General features: G+C 68.3%; 16 protein-coding genes. 9 read left to right on the forward strand and 7 right to left on the reverse strand.

Going from position 1 to position 15,877, the window contains the following annotated elements:
- Positions 1-55: 55 nt before the first annotated feature.
- Complete coding sequence (locus tag AC069H_RS16810; RefSeq protein WP_478229435.1) at positions 56-442, reverse strand: hypothetical protein; 387 nt, start codon at positions 440-442, stop codon at positions 56-58.
- A gap of 248 nt (positions 443-690) precedes the next feature.
- Between AC069H_RS16810 and AC069H_RS16815 the strand changes: the two genes are divergently transcribed.
- From AC069H_RS16815 to AC069H_RS16830, 4 genes are all read left to right on the forward strand, one after another.
- Complete coding sequence (locus tag AC069H_RS16815; protein WP_478232894.1) at positions 691-1,665, forward strand: hypothetical protein; 975 nt, start codon at positions 691-693, stop codon at positions 1,663-1,665.
- A gap of 79 nt (positions 1,666-1,744) precedes the next feature.
- Positions 1,745-2,572, forward strand: a complete 828-nt coding sequence (locus AC069H_RS16820) for a peptidoglycan-binding protein (RefSeq protein WP_478229433.1) — start codon at positions 1,745-1,747, stop codon at positions 2,570-2,572.
- 121 nt (positions 2,573-2,693) lie between these two features.
- Positions 2,694-3,317, forward strand: a complete 624-nt coding sequence (locus AC069H_RS16825) for a cyclodeaminase/cyclohydrolase family protein (RefSeq protein ID WP_478229432.1) — start codon at positions 2,694-2,696, stop codon at positions 3,315-3,317.
- The gene (locus tag AC069H_RS16830) at positions 3,314-4,147 is read left to right on the forward strand and encodes a bifunctional 5,10-methylenetetrahydrofolate dehydrogenase/5,10-methenyltetrahydrofolate cyclohydrolase (protein WP_478232895.1); all 834 of its coding nucleotides are present in this window, start codon (positions 3,314-3,316) and stop codon (positions 4,145-4,147) included. Before AC069H_RS16825 ends, AC069H_RS16830 begins: the two co-directional genes overlap by 4 nt.
- A 114-nt stretch (positions 4,148-4,261) precedes the next feature.
- Here the strand turns inward: AC069H_RS16830 and AC069H_RS16835 are convergent, their stop codons facing one another.
- Positions 4,262-4,834, reverse strand: coding sequence for a TetR/AcrR family transcriptional regulator (locus AC069H_RS16835; RefSeq protein ID WP_478229430.1), 573 nt, complete (start codon positions 4,832-4,834; stop codon positions 4,262-4,264).
- A 50-nt stretch (positions 4,835-4,884) separates the two neighbouring features.
- Here AC069H_RS16835 and AC069H_RS16840 point away from each other — a divergent pair, with 50 nt between their 5' ends.
- Positions 4,885-5,688, forward strand: a complete 804-nt coding sequence (locus tag AC069H_RS16840; RefSeq protein WP_478232896.1) for a class I SAM-dependent methyltransferase — start codon at positions 4,885-4,887, stop codon at positions 5,686-5,688.
- A gap of 166 nt (positions 5,689-5,854) precedes the next feature.
- Here AC069H_RS16840 and AC069H_RS16845 read toward each other — a convergent pair whose 3' ends face one another.
- The gene (locus AC069H_RS16845) at positions 5,855-7,306 is read right to left on the reverse strand and encodes a cellulose binding domain-containing protein (protein ID WP_478232897.1); all 1,452 of its coding nucleotides are present in this window, start codon (positions 7,304-7,306) and stop codon (positions 5,855-5,857) included.
- Positions 7,303-9,624, reverse strand: coding sequence for a cellulose binding domain-containing protein (locus AC069H_RS16850; protein ID WP_478232898.1), 2,322 nt, complete (start codon positions 9,622-9,624; stop codon positions 7,303-7,305). The genes AC069H_RS16845 and AC069H_RS16850 overlap by 4 nt, the downstream gene beginning before the upstream one ends.
- Before the next feature lie 227 nt (positions 9,625-9,851).
- Here AC069H_RS16850 and AC069H_RS16855 point away from each other — a divergent pair, with 227 nt between their 5' ends.
- A complete protein-coding gene (locus tag AC069H_RS16855; protein WP_478232899.1) occupies positions 9,852-10,016 on the forward strand; it encodes an ArsR/SmtB family transcription factor in 165 nt (54 codons plus the stop codon).
- Positions 10,017-10,021: 5 nt separating this feature from the next.
- Here AC069H_RS16855 and AC069H_RS16860 read toward each other — a convergent pair whose 3' ends face one another.
- A complete protein-coding gene (locus AC069H_RS16860) occupies positions 10,022-10,387 on the reverse strand; it encodes an RNA-binding S4 domain-containing protein (protein WP_340681739.1) in 366 nt (121 codons plus the stop codon).
- Positions 10,388-10,560: 173 nt separating this feature from the next.
- Between AC069H_RS16860 and AC069H_RS16865 the strand changes: the two genes are divergently transcribed.
- The gene (locus AC069H_RS16865) at positions 10,561-12,102 is read left to right on the forward strand and encodes a GMC oxidoreductase (RefSeq protein ID WP_478232900.1); all 1,542 of its coding nucleotides are present in this window, start codon (positions 10,561-10,563) and stop codon (positions 12,100-12,102) included.
- 58 nt (positions 12,103-12,160) lie between these two features.
- On the opposite strand, the gene AC069H_RS16870 is transcribed toward AC069H_RS16865, so the two are convergent.
- Together AC069H_RS16870 and AC069H_RS16875 are read right to left on the reverse strand one after the other, a co-directional pair.
- The gene (locus tag AC069H_RS16870; RefSeq protein ID WP_478232901.1) at positions 12,161-12,640 is read right to left on the reverse strand and encodes a carboxymuconolactone decarboxylase family protein; all 480 of its coding nucleotides are present in this window, start codon (positions 12,638-12,640) and stop codon (positions 12,161-12,163) included.
- A complete protein-coding gene (locus AC069H_RS16875) occupies positions 12,637-13,716 on the reverse strand; it encodes an NAD(P)H-dependent amine dehydrogenase family protein (protein WP_478232902.1) in 1,080 nt (359 codons plus the stop codon). Before AC069H_RS16875 ends, AC069H_RS16870 begins: the two co-directional genes overlap by 4 nt.
- A gap of 368 nt (positions 13,717-14,084) precedes the next feature.
- Here AC069H_RS16875 and AC069H_RS16880 point away from each other — a divergent pair, with 368 nt between their 5' ends.
- Both AC069H_RS16880 and AC069H_RS16885 read left to right on the forward strand, forming a co-directional pair.
- Positions 14,085-15,230 carry a Cmx/CmrA family chloramphenicol efflux MFS transporter gene (locus tag AC069H_RS16880; protein WP_478232903.1) on the forward strand — a complete coding sequence of 382 codons (1,146 nt, stop codon included), beginning with the start codon at positions 14,085-14,087 and terminating at the stop codon, positions 15,228-15,230.
- Positions 15,231-15,260: 30 nt separating this feature from the next.
- Positions 15,261-15,857: a formylglycine-generating enzyme family protein gene (locus AC069H_RS16885; RefSeq protein WP_478232904.1), complete on the forward strand. Its 597-nt coding sequence runs from the start codon at positions 15,261-15,263 to the stop codon at positions 15,855-15,857.
- The last annotated feature ends 20 nt before the right edge of the window (positions 15,858-15,877 follow it).

A 15,877-nucleotide genomic window follows, 5' to 3' on the forward strand; every position in this document is an offset into this window, starting at 1 on the left:
CGACCGGCGGTCAACGAGGCCTGGGGCCCGTTCGCTCGGTCAGCCCAATCCGAATTCAGCTGTCTGGCACCACATAGAGCGTCGATGCTTCGCCTCCGTGCATGGCCATCAGGCTGCTCCGGCAGGCGAAGAGCACTTCGCGGTTCGCGACCGTGTCCGGCGGGACACCACAGCCGTCGCAATAGAGTTCGACCGATCCCGGAATGGTCTCGTCGATCTCGACGTCGACCGTGCGGTCGCAGCGCCTGCACCAGCGGTGCCCGGTGACGACCAGTACGTGCAACGGATCGGAGATGCACTGGTGCACCCAGCAGCGGTGCGTGTAACAGGTCGTGCGCGTGTGTGCGCTCAGCCCGTACTCCTCCGCCACGTCCTCGGCGGCGAGGATCGCGGCCAGCCGCCGGTCGGCGATCTCGCCGTACCGATCCAGACGGCCGCCCACCCGGGGTGTCTTACGCGTCTCCTCCGAGGAGACCAGTCGGAGACGGGCTCGCGAAGGCGGTGAAACACGCAGCACCATATGGGTCTCGACCTTTCGGCATCCACTGGAAGTCTTATCAGGTTGCGCTTGTTCCGGCTGGACGACACCCGTACAACTACCTGTCTTCGTACCTGAGTGCGCGTTGACGTTCGGGTAGGCTTTGAAACCACGAAACTCGCGCTGGGGGTTACGTCAGGGGCTGAATGACCATGACAAATCCTGAAGGCACCGCTCGCCGCCACCTCACTCCGGACCGGGTGGGGAACCGCGATGTCGAGGCGCTGGAAACGCAGACGAAGGCGCTCCGTGCCGTCGACTACCAATTCGGGGGCGGGATGTGCCGCGACGCCGTCGTGGTCCGGATCCATCGCGGCCACCGGATGCTCGCGATGTCGATCTCGGAACCGTTGCGGGCCAGGCTTTTCTCCGCGGTCGCGGATCTGCACAACCTCGCCGGGTGGACCTGTTTCGACAGCGGTCACGTCGGCGCCGCGCAGCACCATCTCGATGTCGCGCTGGAGCTCGCCGCCGACGGCGAGAACGCCGAGTTGATCGCGAACATCCATTACCGGCGGGGCCGGATCGATCTGCATTACGGCGTCACGGACGAAGCCCTCGCCCGATTCGAGCTGGGCAGGCTCGCCGCGAAGCGTGCCGGTTCGAAGCTGGCCGCGAGCATCCTGAGCGCGAACCAAGGCTGGGCCTACGCCAAGAAAGGCGACGCGAACCTCGCCGTCGGACTGGTGGATCAAGCAGGTGAGGAATTCGCCGAAAAGGATGAAGCCGAGCCACCCGACTGGGCCAGGTTCTTCACCGAGGTCGACGTTTCCGCGATGGCGGGGTCGGTGCACACCGACCTGGCTTTGCGCAAGGGTGGCCGTCATGTCGGACTGGCCATCGCCGCACTCACCGACGCCGTTCGCGGCTACGGTCCGGATATGGCGCGCAGCCGTTCACTGTGCCTGGCCATGCTGGCCACGGGGCATATTCTCGACGGGGACGGCGACCAGGCGCTGTCCGTCGGCATCCAAGCGATCGAAAGCGCCGAAACGGTCAAATCGGTCCGCACGAGAGACCGGCTGCGCCCACTCGAGCGGGAAGCCGCCAAACACCCCGATGACGCCCATTGCCGGACTTTGTCCGAGGCGGTGACCTTGTTCGTCACCGGCCCGGACCAGACCTGAAGAACGTTCGTTTGTACGGCCCTTGTATTCACGCTGCCCATGCTGTCCGGACAAACCGAATCCGCTCAGGAGGCAGGAATTGTTGACCAAGGTAGCCGTGCTCGCGACAGCGACCGCGCTCTCCCTCGGCGTGGCCGCCGCACCGGCCGGCGCCGAAGTGACCGCGTTGCCCACGGCCAGCATGGAAGCGGTGCTCAAGGCCGCGCAGATCGACCCGCGCCGGGCCGACAGCGCGCTGACCCCCGGGGCCAAGGACAGCGTGCTGCTGGTGGAGCAGGCGCTCGCCGCCAAGGGACTGCTCGCCCAGCAGTACGTCGACGGCCATTTCGGGACGTCGACCATCACCGCGTACTCCAGCTACCAGAAGTCGCTGGGCTACACCGGGATCGACGCCTCCGGCCTGCCGGGCAAGACGTCGCTCGAGAAGCTGGGCGAGGGCCGGTACACCGTCACCGCGGTGGTCTCGGCGGGTAGCCGCCTGACCTACCACGGCAAGACGATGAACACGCGGACCAAGGCGATGCTGGTGAAGGCCGAGGGTCTGCTCGGCAGGCAGCTCACCATCACACAGGGCTCGTACAACCCCGGCGGCGTCGGCGCTTCGGCCGGGACTCACGACGGTGGTGGCGCGCTCGACATCGGCGTCGAGGGCATGTCCTCGACCACGCGGACCGACGTCGCACGGAAGCTGCGTCAGGTGGGCTTCGCGGCTTGGGTCCGGACCCCGGCCCAGGGTTTCGCCTACCACATCCACGCCATCGCACTGTCCGATCCGGACCTGTCGTCGGGCGCGCAGCACCAGGCCGGTGACTACTACCTCGGCTACAACGGCCTCGCCGGCCGCGGTTCCGACGACGGCCCCGCCGTCACGCCGAAGCTCACGTGGGAGGAGTACCAGCGGTCTTGACCCCGCTGGCCGGAGGCCACCTTCGCCGATGTCGATCGTCGCGAAGGTGGCCTTCGGGCTGTCCGGGAACCCCCGGGTAGGCTTCGGCGCGACGGCAAAACCAGCGGGAAGGGAACATCGCGTGGAGGCTCAACCGGTCGGTCAGTGGCTCGACGAGCTGGCATCGAAGGCCTCGACGCCCGGTGGTGGCGCGGGTGCCGCGATGAACGCCGCGGTCGGTGCCGCCCTGGTCTCCATGGTGTGCAACCTGACCATCGGCAAGCCGAAGTACGCCGAGCACGAGGCCACCATGACCGAGGCGCTCGCGAAGGCCGAAGACCTCCGGACGCGCGCGCTCGGCCTCGCCGCCGACGATGCCGCCGCGTTCGACGCCGTGGTCGCCGCGTACAAGCTCCCCAAGGCCACCGACGAGGAGAAGCAGGCGCGCACCACCGCGATCCAGGCCGCGCTGGTCGGCGCCGCCGAGGTTCCGCTGCGCACGGCCGCCCTCGCCGCCGAGGTCATCGACGTCGCCGCCTCGATCCTCGAAGGCGCCAACACCAACGTCATCTCCGACATCGCGGTCGCGGCTTCGTCCGCCAAGTCCGCCCTCGAATCGGGCGTGGTCAACGTCGAGGTCAACCTCGCGTCCATGTCGGACGAGCAGCTCCGCAGGGAGGCCGAGGCCCGCCTCGCCGAGTACACCCCCGCCGCCGGGCGCGCCGACGCGCTCATCACCCAGGTTCGCGAAAGGCTCGCCCGATGACCCTGATCGACGGGCGCGCGATCGCCGCCGCCATCACCGCCGAGGTCACCGAGACCGCCGCCAAGCTCCGCGAATCGGGCACCGCCCCGACGCTCGCCGTGCTCGTGCCGACCGACGACGACGCCACCGCCTGGTACGTGCGCTCGATCGAGCGTGCCGCGAAGAAGGTCGGCGTCGACTGCCGCGTGGTCCAACTCGAGAAGCCGACCGGCGAGGACGTCACCCGCGAGCTCGACAAGCTCTCCGCGGACCCGTCGGTCCACGGCATCATCTGCCAGACCCCGCTGCCCGAAGGCGTGACGCTCGACGACGTCGGCGCGCACATCGATCCGCGCAAGGACGTCGACGGCGCCAACCCGGTCAGCCTCGGCCGTCTCACCGCGGGCCTCCCGACCTACGCGCCCGCCACCGCCGCCGCGGTGCTGGAGATCCTGAAGCGCGAGCAGGTCGCCCTGTCCGGCGCCCAGGTCGCCGTCGTGGGCCGCTCGACCATCGTCGGCAAGCCCGCCGCGCTGCTGCTGCTCGGCGAGCACGCGACGGTCACCGTCTGTCACTCCCGCACCAAGGACCTCGCGGCGGTCACCAAGACCGCGGACGTCCTGGTCGTCGCCGTCGGCCGCGCGCATTTCATCGGCGCGGACCACGTCAAGCCCGGTGCCGTGGTGATCGACGTCGGCACGAACCCGACTCCCGAAGGCGGGCTCGTCGGCGACGTCGACCAAGCCGCGGTCGAGGAGATCGCGGGGGCGATCACGCCGGTCCCCGGTGGCGTCGGCCCGGTCACGACGTCGCTGCTGCTGCGGCACACCGTCACCGCCGCGCAGTCCTGATCCACCGGAAAGGCGGCGAGTCCACTGAGGACTCGCCGCCTTTTCGCGTCCTGAGGCAAGGTGGCGTGTTGCGAAAGTGGCTTTCGCAACGTCGGCAGCGGCGTCACCGCGCTGTCAAGTCCCGATCACCGTCTCCACCACCTTCCGCACCTGCGCCGTTTCCGGCGCGGGCGCGGTGCGGTCGGCATAGAGCAGGTGTGTGGCGCCGATGAGCGTGGCCGCGAGGGTCTCGACGTCGGCGTCCGCCGCGATCCTGTCCTGCGCCCGTTCCGCGTCGAGGTAGCCACCGATCATGATGGCGGCCTGGGTCAGCACCGGGACCCCGGCGGGCCACTCGCGGCGTAACCGGGCACGCAGCTCGTCGCGGAAGATCACGAGCGGGACGATCGCGACCGCGACCGACTCGAACACCGCGATGAGCGCCGAGGTGAGGTTGTCCACGACCGTTCCGGTACCGACGGCTTCCCGAAGACCCTTCTCGTCCAGCTTCTCGATCCGGTCCATCACGAACTCGGCCAGGAATCCGTCGAAGTCGTCGAAATGCCGGTGAAGGACACCTTTCGCGCAGTCCGCCTCCGTGGTCACCGCGCGGCTCGTGAGCCCGCTCGGCCCCTCCCGCAGCAGGACACGCTCCGCCGCGTCGAACAACTGCGCGCGGACGGCGCGCAGGGCTACCCCTGTCGGCATACGGCTCCCTTGCGTTGACGAGTGGGCAAGCGCCCACTTAAGGTGGGCGCATGCCCACTCTACCTTCGGGGCAAGAGCCTCATCGCTATCGACAGGCCGCGGATTCCTTCGGCGCGGACGTCGAGCGCTACGACCGCACCCGGCCCGCCTATCCCCCGGAACTCATCGATCACCTCATCGCCGCCGCGCCCGGCCGCGGTGTCCTCGATGTGGGCGCAGGCACCGGAATCGAAGCGCGCCAGTTCCGGGCGGCGGGTTGTCACGTCCTTGGCGTCGAGCCGGACTCGCGGATGGCGGAGTTCGCCCGCCGGAGCGGCGTCGCCGTCGAGGTCGCGAAGTTCGAGGAATGGGACCCCGCCGGACGCCGGTTCGATCTGCTCGTCTCCGGGCAGGCCTGGCACTGGGTCGACCCGGTGGCGGGCGCCGCCAAGGCCGCCGAAGTGCTACGGCCCGGCGGGCTCTTGGCCGCGTTCTGGCACGTACCCGAACCGCCGGAAAAGGTCGCGAACGCCTTGGCGGACGCTTACCGGCGGCTCGTGCCGGATTCCCCGATCGATCTCGACAGCGTGCCGAAACAACCCTCTGACCCGTACGGGCCACTCATCGTGAAGGTCGCCGACGGCCTGCGCGAAGCAGGTGGGTTCGGCGAACCGGAACGAAGCCGCCACGACTGGGCCAGGGTCTACACCCGGGACGAATGGCTGGACCAGCTCCCCACGTTCGGCTCGCTCACCTGGGTCGAATCCACAGTGCGCCAAGAGATCCTCGCTGAAGTCGGCGCGGTGATCGACGGGATGGGCGGGCGGTTCACCGTGCGCTACGCCACCGTCGCGATCACCGCGGTCCGGGACTGATGAGAGGAAAGGCAGTTGTCACCCACCTGACCGGCTCGCCGGCGCATGTCACGAAAGTGGCTTTCGCGACGCCCTCCAGCCGACGGGCCGACCGCACGCCACCTTCGCCTTACCCCTCGAAACCCGCCGGGGACGGGAGCCGTGGAGCTCCCGTCCCCGGCGCCTGTCAAGGCGTGACGGGAATGTTGGTCAGCCCGTTCACCGCCCTCGACACGGTGTTGGACGCGTGGACGACGTTGGGCCGATCCGAGCACTTCGACGTCGACGTGATCTTGATGGCGTACTGGCCGACCCCGCCGAGATCGGACTTGTTGTCCCGCCACACGTTCCCGCACCCGTTCGGGAACGACGGGGTGGTGCCGGGATTGTGCGTCTCGTAGCCGTTCGCGAACGTCCCCGGCGAAGCGAAGGTGCCGGTGTTGCCCTCGATCACGTACCCGGACCCCTTGACGTCGACCCAGGAATCGGCCGAATTCTGCCCGGAAACCCCTTGACCGTCGAAGGTGTTGCCCCGGATGACGCCGTCCACGGTGCCCTCTTTGACATCGATGGCCTCCGCGGCGACGTACGGCCCGATGTGGTTGTCGAGCACCTGGATCCGGTCGCTGCGGTCGACCCCGCCCGAGTTCCCGTGGCACGCCCAGTTCGAGTTCGCCGAGCCCAGGTAGACGCCCTCGCCGTAACCCGCCTGCACGAGACCGGTGTGGCTGATCGTCGAATCACGGATGACACTGTCCGCCGAGGAACGGCGGAAGTGCACGGCCTCCTCGTCGATCCGGTGTACTCGCACTCCCTCGATCACGGTGTGGTGCGAGTTGTCCGCGACGACGCCCTTCTTCGACTCCTGCACGGTGAAGCCCTTGAGGTGCCAGTACGGCGCACCGTAGAGCCAGAAGCCGTACCCGGAGTCCCAGCCCGCGGTCGGCGCCGGGCAGGAAGGCGCCTCACCGGACGGGCCGTCGTTGATCAGGATCGCCGTCGACGGTCCGGTCACCGTGATCGGCGCGCCCGCCGTGCCGGGTTTCGTGGCCACGAAGGAACCCCGATAGGTTCCGGCGGCCAGCCGGATGGTCCGGCCGGGGCTCGCGACGGCCAGCGCGGCCCGCAGCTCCGCCGCCGTGCTCACGTCGATCACGTCTCCCGCGGGAACACTGGTGGTCGTCGTCGGCGGTTTGCTCGTGGTCGTGGTGGTGGGCGGGGTCGTGGTGGTGCTCGGCGCTCCTCCCCCGCACGGGCTGCCGTTGATCGTGCAGCCGGTCGGCAGGCCGAGCCCCGAGGTGTTGAAGCCGAACGACGCGGTGCCGCCGGGTTTGATCGTGCCGTTGAAGCCGGCGTTGGTGACCTTGTAGTGCTGGCCGGTCCTGGTGAGCACCGAACTCCACGACGTCGTGATCGCGGTGCCTTCGGGGAGATCGAACTCGATCGTCCACTGCGTACTGTTCGCGTCGCCCGCGTTGGTCAGCGTGTACTTACCGCCGTATCCGCTGTCCCACACCGAGCTCTGGGCGAAGGCCGCGGTCAGGCTGGGCGCGGCGGCCTCGGCGGTGACGACGGCGCCGAACAGGCCCGCCGCCGACGCCGTGGCCGCGATCGCGGCGTGCAGTCGTTTCCTCGTCATTCCGTGCCTCCGCATTTCGTTCCGGCGATCGAGCACGCGACCGGGAGTCCCTGACCGGCGGCGTTGAAGCCGAACGTCGCCGTGCCGCCGGGTTTGACGCTCCCGTTGTGGGCCGCGTTCCCGAACCGGTAGTGCTGTCCGGTCCTCGCCAGCACCGAACTCCACGATCCGGTGATGGTCGTCCCGGCGGGCAGGTCGAACTCGACCGCCCATGAACCGACGGCGGCCGAACAGGTGTTGGTGACGGTGAAGCCGGCACCGTAGCCGCTGTCCCACACCGACTTACGGGTGAACGTCGCGTTCAGGCACGCACTCGGGGTCTGGGTCGTCGTGGTGGTCGGTGTCGTCGTGGTGGGGCTCTGGCTCGCCGGCGAGGACGGCGGGGTCCCGTCGACGGACTTCAGGAAGAGTGACGAAGCGGCGTCGGTCTTGGTGGCGTCGACCCCGTGCCCTCCGGTGTAGTCCCGCTGCTCGTTCTTCGCCCAGTCGGCGATCGGTGTGCCGCCGATATCGAGGTGTTTGTACGCGGTGCCGTCCCAGCCGAAGGAGTGGACGCGGTGCCGGTCGGCGTAGAAGCCGTTATACGGCCCGTTGTCCGCGACCTGCTTGGTCATGGCGTTGTTGAAGAACACGTTGCGGTAGCCGGAAGCGCCCGACCACTTGACCGCCTTCTTGCCCGCGCCCCACCAGATCGGGAACCAGTTCGAGTCGTCGGGACCGCCGCCACCCTCCTCGCCGCAGTTGGCCCGGCAGTTCCCGGAGCGGTGCGCGTACGAGACCTTGACGGTGTTGAGTTCGAACAGGTTGTTGCGTTCCCAGCCGCCGTGCAGGTTGAGGTCGGAGTCGAACGAGTTGCCGATCACCACGTTGCCCGCGGCGGACCATTGGAAGGTGAAATGCCGCAGCAGGGTCGAAGTGTTGCCGGCGTAGAGCGAATCCCAGACGCGGGAGCCGCGGAAGTAGCCGTTGCCGCCCTTGCCCTTGTTCCACGAACCGTTGAGTTCGTTGTCGACGATCTGGAGGTTCTTGGCCTCCTCGGTGACGATCGGATGCGATCCGGTCATCTCCGCGCGGACGCCGCGGACCCAGGAGTTCGCCGCCCATTTGAAGACGATCCCGTGCATCTCCGCGGCGGGCGCCATGTTCCCGTAGTTGTTGTCCGCCTCCGCGGGGTTCAGCCCCGGCATGTCCTGGGTGAAGCCGAGGTTCTCGAATCCGACTCCGAGCACCGGGTCGACCAGCGGCGCCGCCTTCGAGTCGTAGGTGGCGCCGTCGATCGGGGCCGAACCGTCCGAAGTGGAGTTCACCGGGACGTCGTACTCGAGCGGTTTGTCCAGGGTGATCGTGCGGGCGGACGTGTCGAGCGCCGCGATCGTGAAGATCTGCTGGCGCATGTGCATGTTCAGCAACGGGAACGTGGTCGGCGTCGCCTGCTGCTGCTCGTAGAACTTCAGCGAGTTGGCCGCCCTGATGTTGACCAGGTTCCCGGCGGCGAGCGCGGTCAGCGCGCCGCTGCTCGCCAAGTGGACGACCTTGTCCCCCATCCGCGCGGCGAACGCGGTGTCGCCCGGCTTGCCCCGCAGCTTCACCCCGGCCTTCCAATGGACGTTGATGGTGCCCTCGAAGATGTCCTTGCGGTTCGCGGGCGCCGAGGCGTAGTCGCTGGAGTAGGACGTGTGCACTCCCCTGGACTGGACACGGAACAGCCCGCGACCGGGCCACAGCCAGCCGCCCTTGCCCGCGCCCGAGGTCATCCCGTCCTCGTCCCAGTCGGAACCGTCCGGGGTGAGGGTGTCGTAGAGGGTGTTCGCGTCGGGTTTGTAGACGAACTTCGTGGCGTCCTTGCCCGCGCCGCGCAGGATCAGGTAGTCGGCGTCGACGTGGATCTCGTGCGTGACGTCGAATCGGCCCGCCGGGAAGGTGATCGTGCTGAGCTTGGTGTAGCTCCCGGACGGCGAGCACGCGCTCTTGATCCCGTCGATCGCCGCCTGGATACCGTTCGTGTCGTCGGCGCCGTCGTCGGGTTTGACGTTGTACTGGCTCGCCAGCTCGGCCGCGGTGACCTGGCAGGTGGCATTCGGATTCACCTCACCGGAGCCGGGCAGCGCGGCACCGCCGCGATACCCGGCTTTGGACCAGTCGTAGAGCCCCGCGACCGGCGCGCGGCGGTTCGCCGCTCCGAGGTCGAGGCCGGTCAGCGCGCCGGGTCCCGGTGCCGCGTCCGCCACCTGGGGCGGTACCTGCAGGAGTGCGGCGGTGGCGACCACGGCGGCGACCGCCGGGAGGACGGCACGACGAAGAGGACTTTTTCGGGACACCCGAAACCTCCGTGACGGACTGACGGAAGGTGTTGCGGCGTGTACACCCGGACCCCGTCTTTATAGTTCACGTCCCTGTTGCTCGTCAACGGATGTGAATTATGTCCACGTATGTGAACGGACGAAGGTCGAGATATGGATGGAGAACGCCTCCAGGTAGCGACGAACGAACGCCTCCGTTACGTCGTCCGTCACGCCTCCGGCCTGCCCGGCACCGGGGAGTTGCCTTGATCGGGCGGACGCTCGCCCGCCGGCTGTCCATGGCGCCCGGCGCGGTCAGCCAGCACCTGAAGGTCCTGCACGACACCGGCTTGATCACGCGCCATCGGACCGGACGCGAAGTGTTCTACGCGCGCTCGGCGCTCGGTGACACCTTGTGCGCCAACGGGTAGGCAGGTCAGCCCTCACCCGAACGGAACCGGTCGAGCACGCGGCGCTCCCGCTTCGTCGGACGCCCCGCGCCCCGCTCTCGCCGCGCGACCGGGATGGCGGCCTCGGGCGGCGGCGCCGGCGTCCGGTCGATGAAGCAGGTGGCGGCGTCGGCGGCACCGACCCTTTTCTGGATCACGCGCGTCACTTCCAGGATCCGCGTCGTGTCGTGCACCCGCGCACGCACTTCGTCACCCGCCACGACCGTGGTCGCGGGTTTGGCCGGTTTGCCGTTCACGCGGACATGGCCGCCACGGCATGCCGCGGCGGCGTCCGGACGCGTCTTGGTCAGCCGGACGGCCCACAGCCAGCGATCAACTCGAGTGGACTCCACAGCAGTACATAGTGGCCTATCGGCCGGCTTTATTGCCACCCGGCATAACCGCAGGTATAACTTGTTCTAAATCCCTCAACGGTGAGGAAGATCACGTGAGCGACGAAACCATGCGGAGAAGCGCTTCCGGACAGTTATCCCGCCGCCTCTTTATCGCAGGAACTGGTTCTATCTTGGGGGCGGCCGCCCTCGGCGGGACCGCTTCCGCGAAAAGTTCGATCGCCGATGCCGCCCGAATCCCGGCACTCGTCATCGGTTCGGGATACGGCGGTTGCGTCGCCGCGCTCCGGCTCGCCGAGGCCGGCGTCGACGTCCATCTCGTCGAACTCGGCATGGCCTGGGACACCCCGGGCACGGATGGCAAGATCTTCGCCAACACCACCAAACCCGACTACCGTTCCTTCTGGCTGAGGACGCGGACCAAGCAGCCGTTGAGCAACTTCCTCGGCTTCCCGCTGGACAAGGACGTCCCCCGCCACACCGGGATCCTCGACGCCGAGGAGTTCGGCGGCATCACCGTCTACCAGGGCCGCGGCGTCGGTGGCGGCTCGCTCGTGAACGGCGGCATGGCCGTCACGCCGAAACGGGAGAACTTCGGCGCCGTCCTGCCCACGGTCAACGCCGACGAGATGTACGGCGTTTACTACCCGCGCGCCAACGCGGGTCTCGGCGTCGCCACCATCGACCCGAACTGGTTCGAGACCGCCGAGTGCTACCAGTACGCGCGAGTCGGCCGGAAACACGCGCAGAGGTCCGGTTTCCCGTTCCTGTTCGTCCCGGACGTGTACGACTGGGACTACATGAAGAAGGAACAGGCGGGCACGGTTCCGAGGTCGGCGCTGGCCGGAGAGATCCTCTACGGCAACAACGCCGGAAAGAAGTCGTTGCAGCAGACCTATCTCCCGCGGATCAAGGCGACGGGGCGGGTGACGATCTCGGCGCTGCACCGCGTCACCTCGGTGACGCCCGCGTCCGGCGGCGGGTACACCGTGGTGATGGAGCAGCTCGACACCGGCGGCACCGTGACGGCGACGAAGTCCGTCACCGCGGACAAGGTGTTCTTCGCCGCCGGCAGCGTCGGCACGAGCAAACTGCTGGTCAAGCTCAGGGCCACCGGTGCGCTGCCCAACCTCAGCAACGAGGTCGGAAAAGGCTGGGGCGACAACGGGAACGTCATGTGCGGACGGGCCAACCACATGTGGGACGCCACCGGGGCGTTGCAGTCGTCCATCCCCACCGCGGGTATCGACAACTGGGCGGCGGGTGGCGCGTTCGCCGAGGTCGCACCCCTGCCCACCGGCATCGAGACCTACGCTTCGTTCTACCTGTCGATCACCAAGAACCCCCACCGCGCGACGTTCTCCTGGAACCCGAGCGCGAACAGGGTCGACCTCGACTGGCAGACCGCGTGGAAGCAGCCGTCGATCGAGATGGCGAAGACGATCTTCGACAAGATCAATTCCAAAGAGGGCACGATCTACCGGACCGACCTCTTCGGCACGTACAAGATCTGGGGCGACCACCTCACGTACCACCCGCTCGGCGGCGCGGTACTCGGCAAGGCGACCGACAATTACGGCAGGCTCCACGGATATCCGGGGCTTTACGTGATCGATGGCGCGCTGATTCCGGGGAACACCTCGGTGAACCCGTTCGTCACCATCACCGCGCTGGCGGAAAGGAACATCGAAAAGATCGTCGCCACCGATCTGTGACGACGATCTACAATAGGCCGGGGGCGGCACCCCCGGCCTATTCTTTGAACAAGCACTGTCATATCTTCGGCAGAACGCAGACGGTGTCGATCCCCAAAACGTGGTTCAGCCGTCCGAAGGCGAGCCAGGAACCGATGCTCATGCTCAGTTCGACGACCTCCTTTTGGCTGTAGTGCTCGGCCATCCGTTTCCAGAATTCGTCGTCGATGCCGTGGTGGTCGAGCGCGTAGCGTTCGGCGTACTCGGCGGCCAGCCGGGTCCGCTCGTCGAACGCGTCGGTGGTGCGCCACTCGGTCACCGCGTCGGCGAACTCCTCCTCGACCTTCACCCCGTCGCGTTCGGTCCGCCAGTCCAGGCAGAAGACGCAGCCGTTGATCTGGGCGATCCGCAGCCGGGCCGCCTCGAACTCGCGGAGCCCGAGCGTGGTGTGCGAGTACACCGCGAGCGAGAGATTCGACGCCGCGACGCCGATCCCGGGCACCATCTCGCCCCACACGTAGCCGATCGGGTCCTTGCCCTCGGGAATGTCGATGTTCATCGCGCGCTCCTTCCGAGCTTGCCGGTGGCCGGTCGCAAGGGGACGTCGAGTGCGTCGTAGAGGCCCGGTTTCGCGTCCACGAGCCAGTCGATGGCGCCGACCAGCCTGCCGACCGCGGTCGCGTTACCGCCGGCGGACCGGTTCTCGCCCTCGTCGGTGGCCTCGACCGAGACTTCGATCCGGGGACGGCCCTCGATGATCACCTTGTGCGCCCCGTCGCCGCTGGGCGGCATCGGCCAGTCCCGCGCGCACGACGAGTGGATCCGCGTGACGTGCTCGATGACGATCCGGGGCTCGCCGTCCACGATTCCCTGCACTTCGAAGCGGACCGCGCCCTGCGTGCCGGCTTCGAACTCGCCCATCGCCCGCGTGGTCACGGTCTTCTCCAGCGGACGGCGGTCGAGCGTCTCCCGGATCTCGTCCAGGTCGACCCCGAGACCACGGGCGATCAGCCGCACCTGCCCACCCCACACCATCATGGGCACCGACGGGGCGAGCATCGGCGGCTCGTAGTCCATCGGCTGCCCCATCCCGACCAGGTAGCGGACGGAGTCCGGCTGGTCGTAGGTGGAGTAGTCGAAGATCTCCTGGCAGCGGACCACGTCGACGGTGGTGCCGAGCCCGCTGATCAGCAACGGCAGGATGTCGTTGCCCCATCCCGGATCCACTCCGGAGACGAACAGCGACCCGCCGCCCTCCGCGATCGCCGCGAGCACCGGCTCGCGCAGTTCTTCGGGCGCGTTGCGCTGGTCGTACAACGCGTAGAGCGCGGGCGTCACCACCACCGCCCCGGCCCGGATCGCGCGGACGATGTCGGCCAGCGCGTCGGCGGGCCGGATGTCGCCGGACGCCGCGTACACCACCGCTCGCGGCCCCGCCGCCAGAATCGCTTCGACGTCATCGGTCGCCGCCACACCCAGTTCGCCGTCGATTCCCGCGAGCGCGGCCGCGTCGCGGCCGACCTTCGCGGGATCGTGCACGAGCACACCGGTGAGTTCCAGCGCCGGATGCGCGTCGACGGCCCGGATGGAGGCGCGGCCGATGTTGCCTGTACCCCAGACAACAGTGGGAATCATGAAGTCGAGATTAACCGAATCCCAGTACCGAAACAATCACGAAAACCGCAGGTCAGAGTGCATTACTCGGGTTCAATCCAACGGGCAACGAAAGCGTTCCGGTACGCGGAACGGACACCGTTTTCCGCGGTGACAGGCAATCGGGTTGAGGGGCGGCGGCGGGCGTGTGTAGTGTGCGTTCCCGTGACGAGCCCCGAGTCGGACAGAACCCCGCCGCCGGTCATCCGGCGGCGAGTCGTCGTGTCCGGCCGCTAGGCGTCGGCCCTCTCGCTTCCCGGTGACCGGAGCGCTTTTCCGTGCGTCCGGCCGGGTTTCCTCCTGCCCCGCGCACGGCTTCCTCCTGCTCACTTTTCCTTGGGAGTCGTCTGTTGCCCCTGTTCGTCTATGTCCTCGGCCTTGCCGTCTTCGCGCAAGGCACCTCCGAATTCATGGCTTCCGGCCTCGTGCCGGGGATCGCCGGTGAACTGTCCGTCCCGGTGGGCGCGGCCGCCGCGCTGACGTCGGCCTACGCCGTCGGAATGATCGTCGGCGCGCCCGCCATGGCCGTGCTCAGCGCACACTGGCCTCGCCGCCGGGCCTTGGCCGGGTTCCTGGCCGCCTTCGTCGTGGTGCACGTCATCGGCGCCGTGACGACGAGTTTCCCGCTGCTGTTCGGCACCCGGATCGTCGCGGCGATCGTCAACGCCGGATTCCTCGCCGTGGCCATGCCCGTGGCGGTCGCCCTGGCACCTCAGGGAAAGCAGGCGCGGGCGACGGCGGTCCTGTTGGCGGGTATCACGCTGTCGTGTGTCGCCGGAGTGCCGGCGGGCGCCGTACTAGGCGACCTCGCGGGCTGGCGGTCGGCGTTCTGGGCCGTCGCCGCGTTGTGCCTTCCCGCGCTGGTGCTGGTGTTCCGTTCCGCACCGGCCGGCGCGGCGGATCCGCACGAAGTCTCGATCAGGCGCGAAGCCCGTGAACTGAAAGCAACTCCCGTGCGGCAGGCGATGCTCCTCGGCGCGTTGGTGAACGGCGCCACCTTCGCGACCTTCGCCTTCCTCGCGGTCATCGCGACGGATGTCGCCCACCTCCCCGCCAGAGCGGTTTCCGGGCTGCTGGCGGCTTTCGGCGTCGGCGCGTTCCTCGGTGTCACAGTGGCGGGCCGCACGGGAGACGGCGAACTCCGGCGCGGCCTGGTGCTCGGGTTGTGTGCGCTGCCGGTGGGCTGGGCGGTGCTGGCGATGGTCGGGACGCAGCCGATCGCCCTGTTCGTCGTGACGGCCGTCCAAGGTGGACTGTCGTTCGGCTGCGGTTCCGCACTGGTGGCCCGGGTCATGCACGTGACCCCGGGAGCTCCGACGCTGAGTGGCTCGTTCGCGACCGTCGCGCTGAACGCGGGCGCGTTCCTTGGCCCGGTGCTCGCCGGTTTCCTCACGGAGTCGACCGGCGACTACCGCTACGCCATCTGGATCAGCGCGGCGATCACCCTCCTCGCGCTTCCGCTCGTCCTGCGGCCCGCCCGCGTGCGTCATCGATGAACGCGGGGGGTGGGTACCATCGGCCGTACCATGGAGATGATCACTGTGCCCGCGGGCGAGGTGACGCTGTCGGACCGCCGGACACAGCGGAACTGGACCGTCGATGTCGCGTCCTTTCTGCTCGCCTCGGTTCCGGTCACCCGCGAGCACGGCAGGCTCCCCCTCGTCGACGTCTCGTGGCAGGACGCCCTCGAGTTCTGCAACACCCTGTCCGAACGCGAAGGCCTGACTCCCGTCTACCAGCTGGATTCCCTGGTCTGGGACCGGACCGCGAACGGCTATCGGCTGCCCTCCGAAGCGGAATGGGAGCACGCCTGTCGCGCCGGCACGAGCGGTCCGCGCTACGGGCCGCTCGACGAGATCGCCTGGTACCGCGAGAACTCCGCGGAGACCGTGCACGAAGTCGGCGGCAAGGCGCCCAACGCGTGGGGCCTGCACGACATGCTCGGCAACGTCTGGGAATGGTGCTGGGACGTGTACGACACCGAGGTGTACGGCGAATACCGGGTCCTCAAGGGCGGTGGCTGGTTCGACGAGCACTGGAGCTGCCGGGCTTCGGTACGGCGCCGCAGCCACCCGACCTTCCGTGTCGACGACGTCGGCTTCCGCCTCGCCCGGTCACTGTGACCCCGCCTCCACGACGTGAT

It is taken from the genome of Amycolatopsis sp. NPDC043887 (assembly GCF_056435665.1).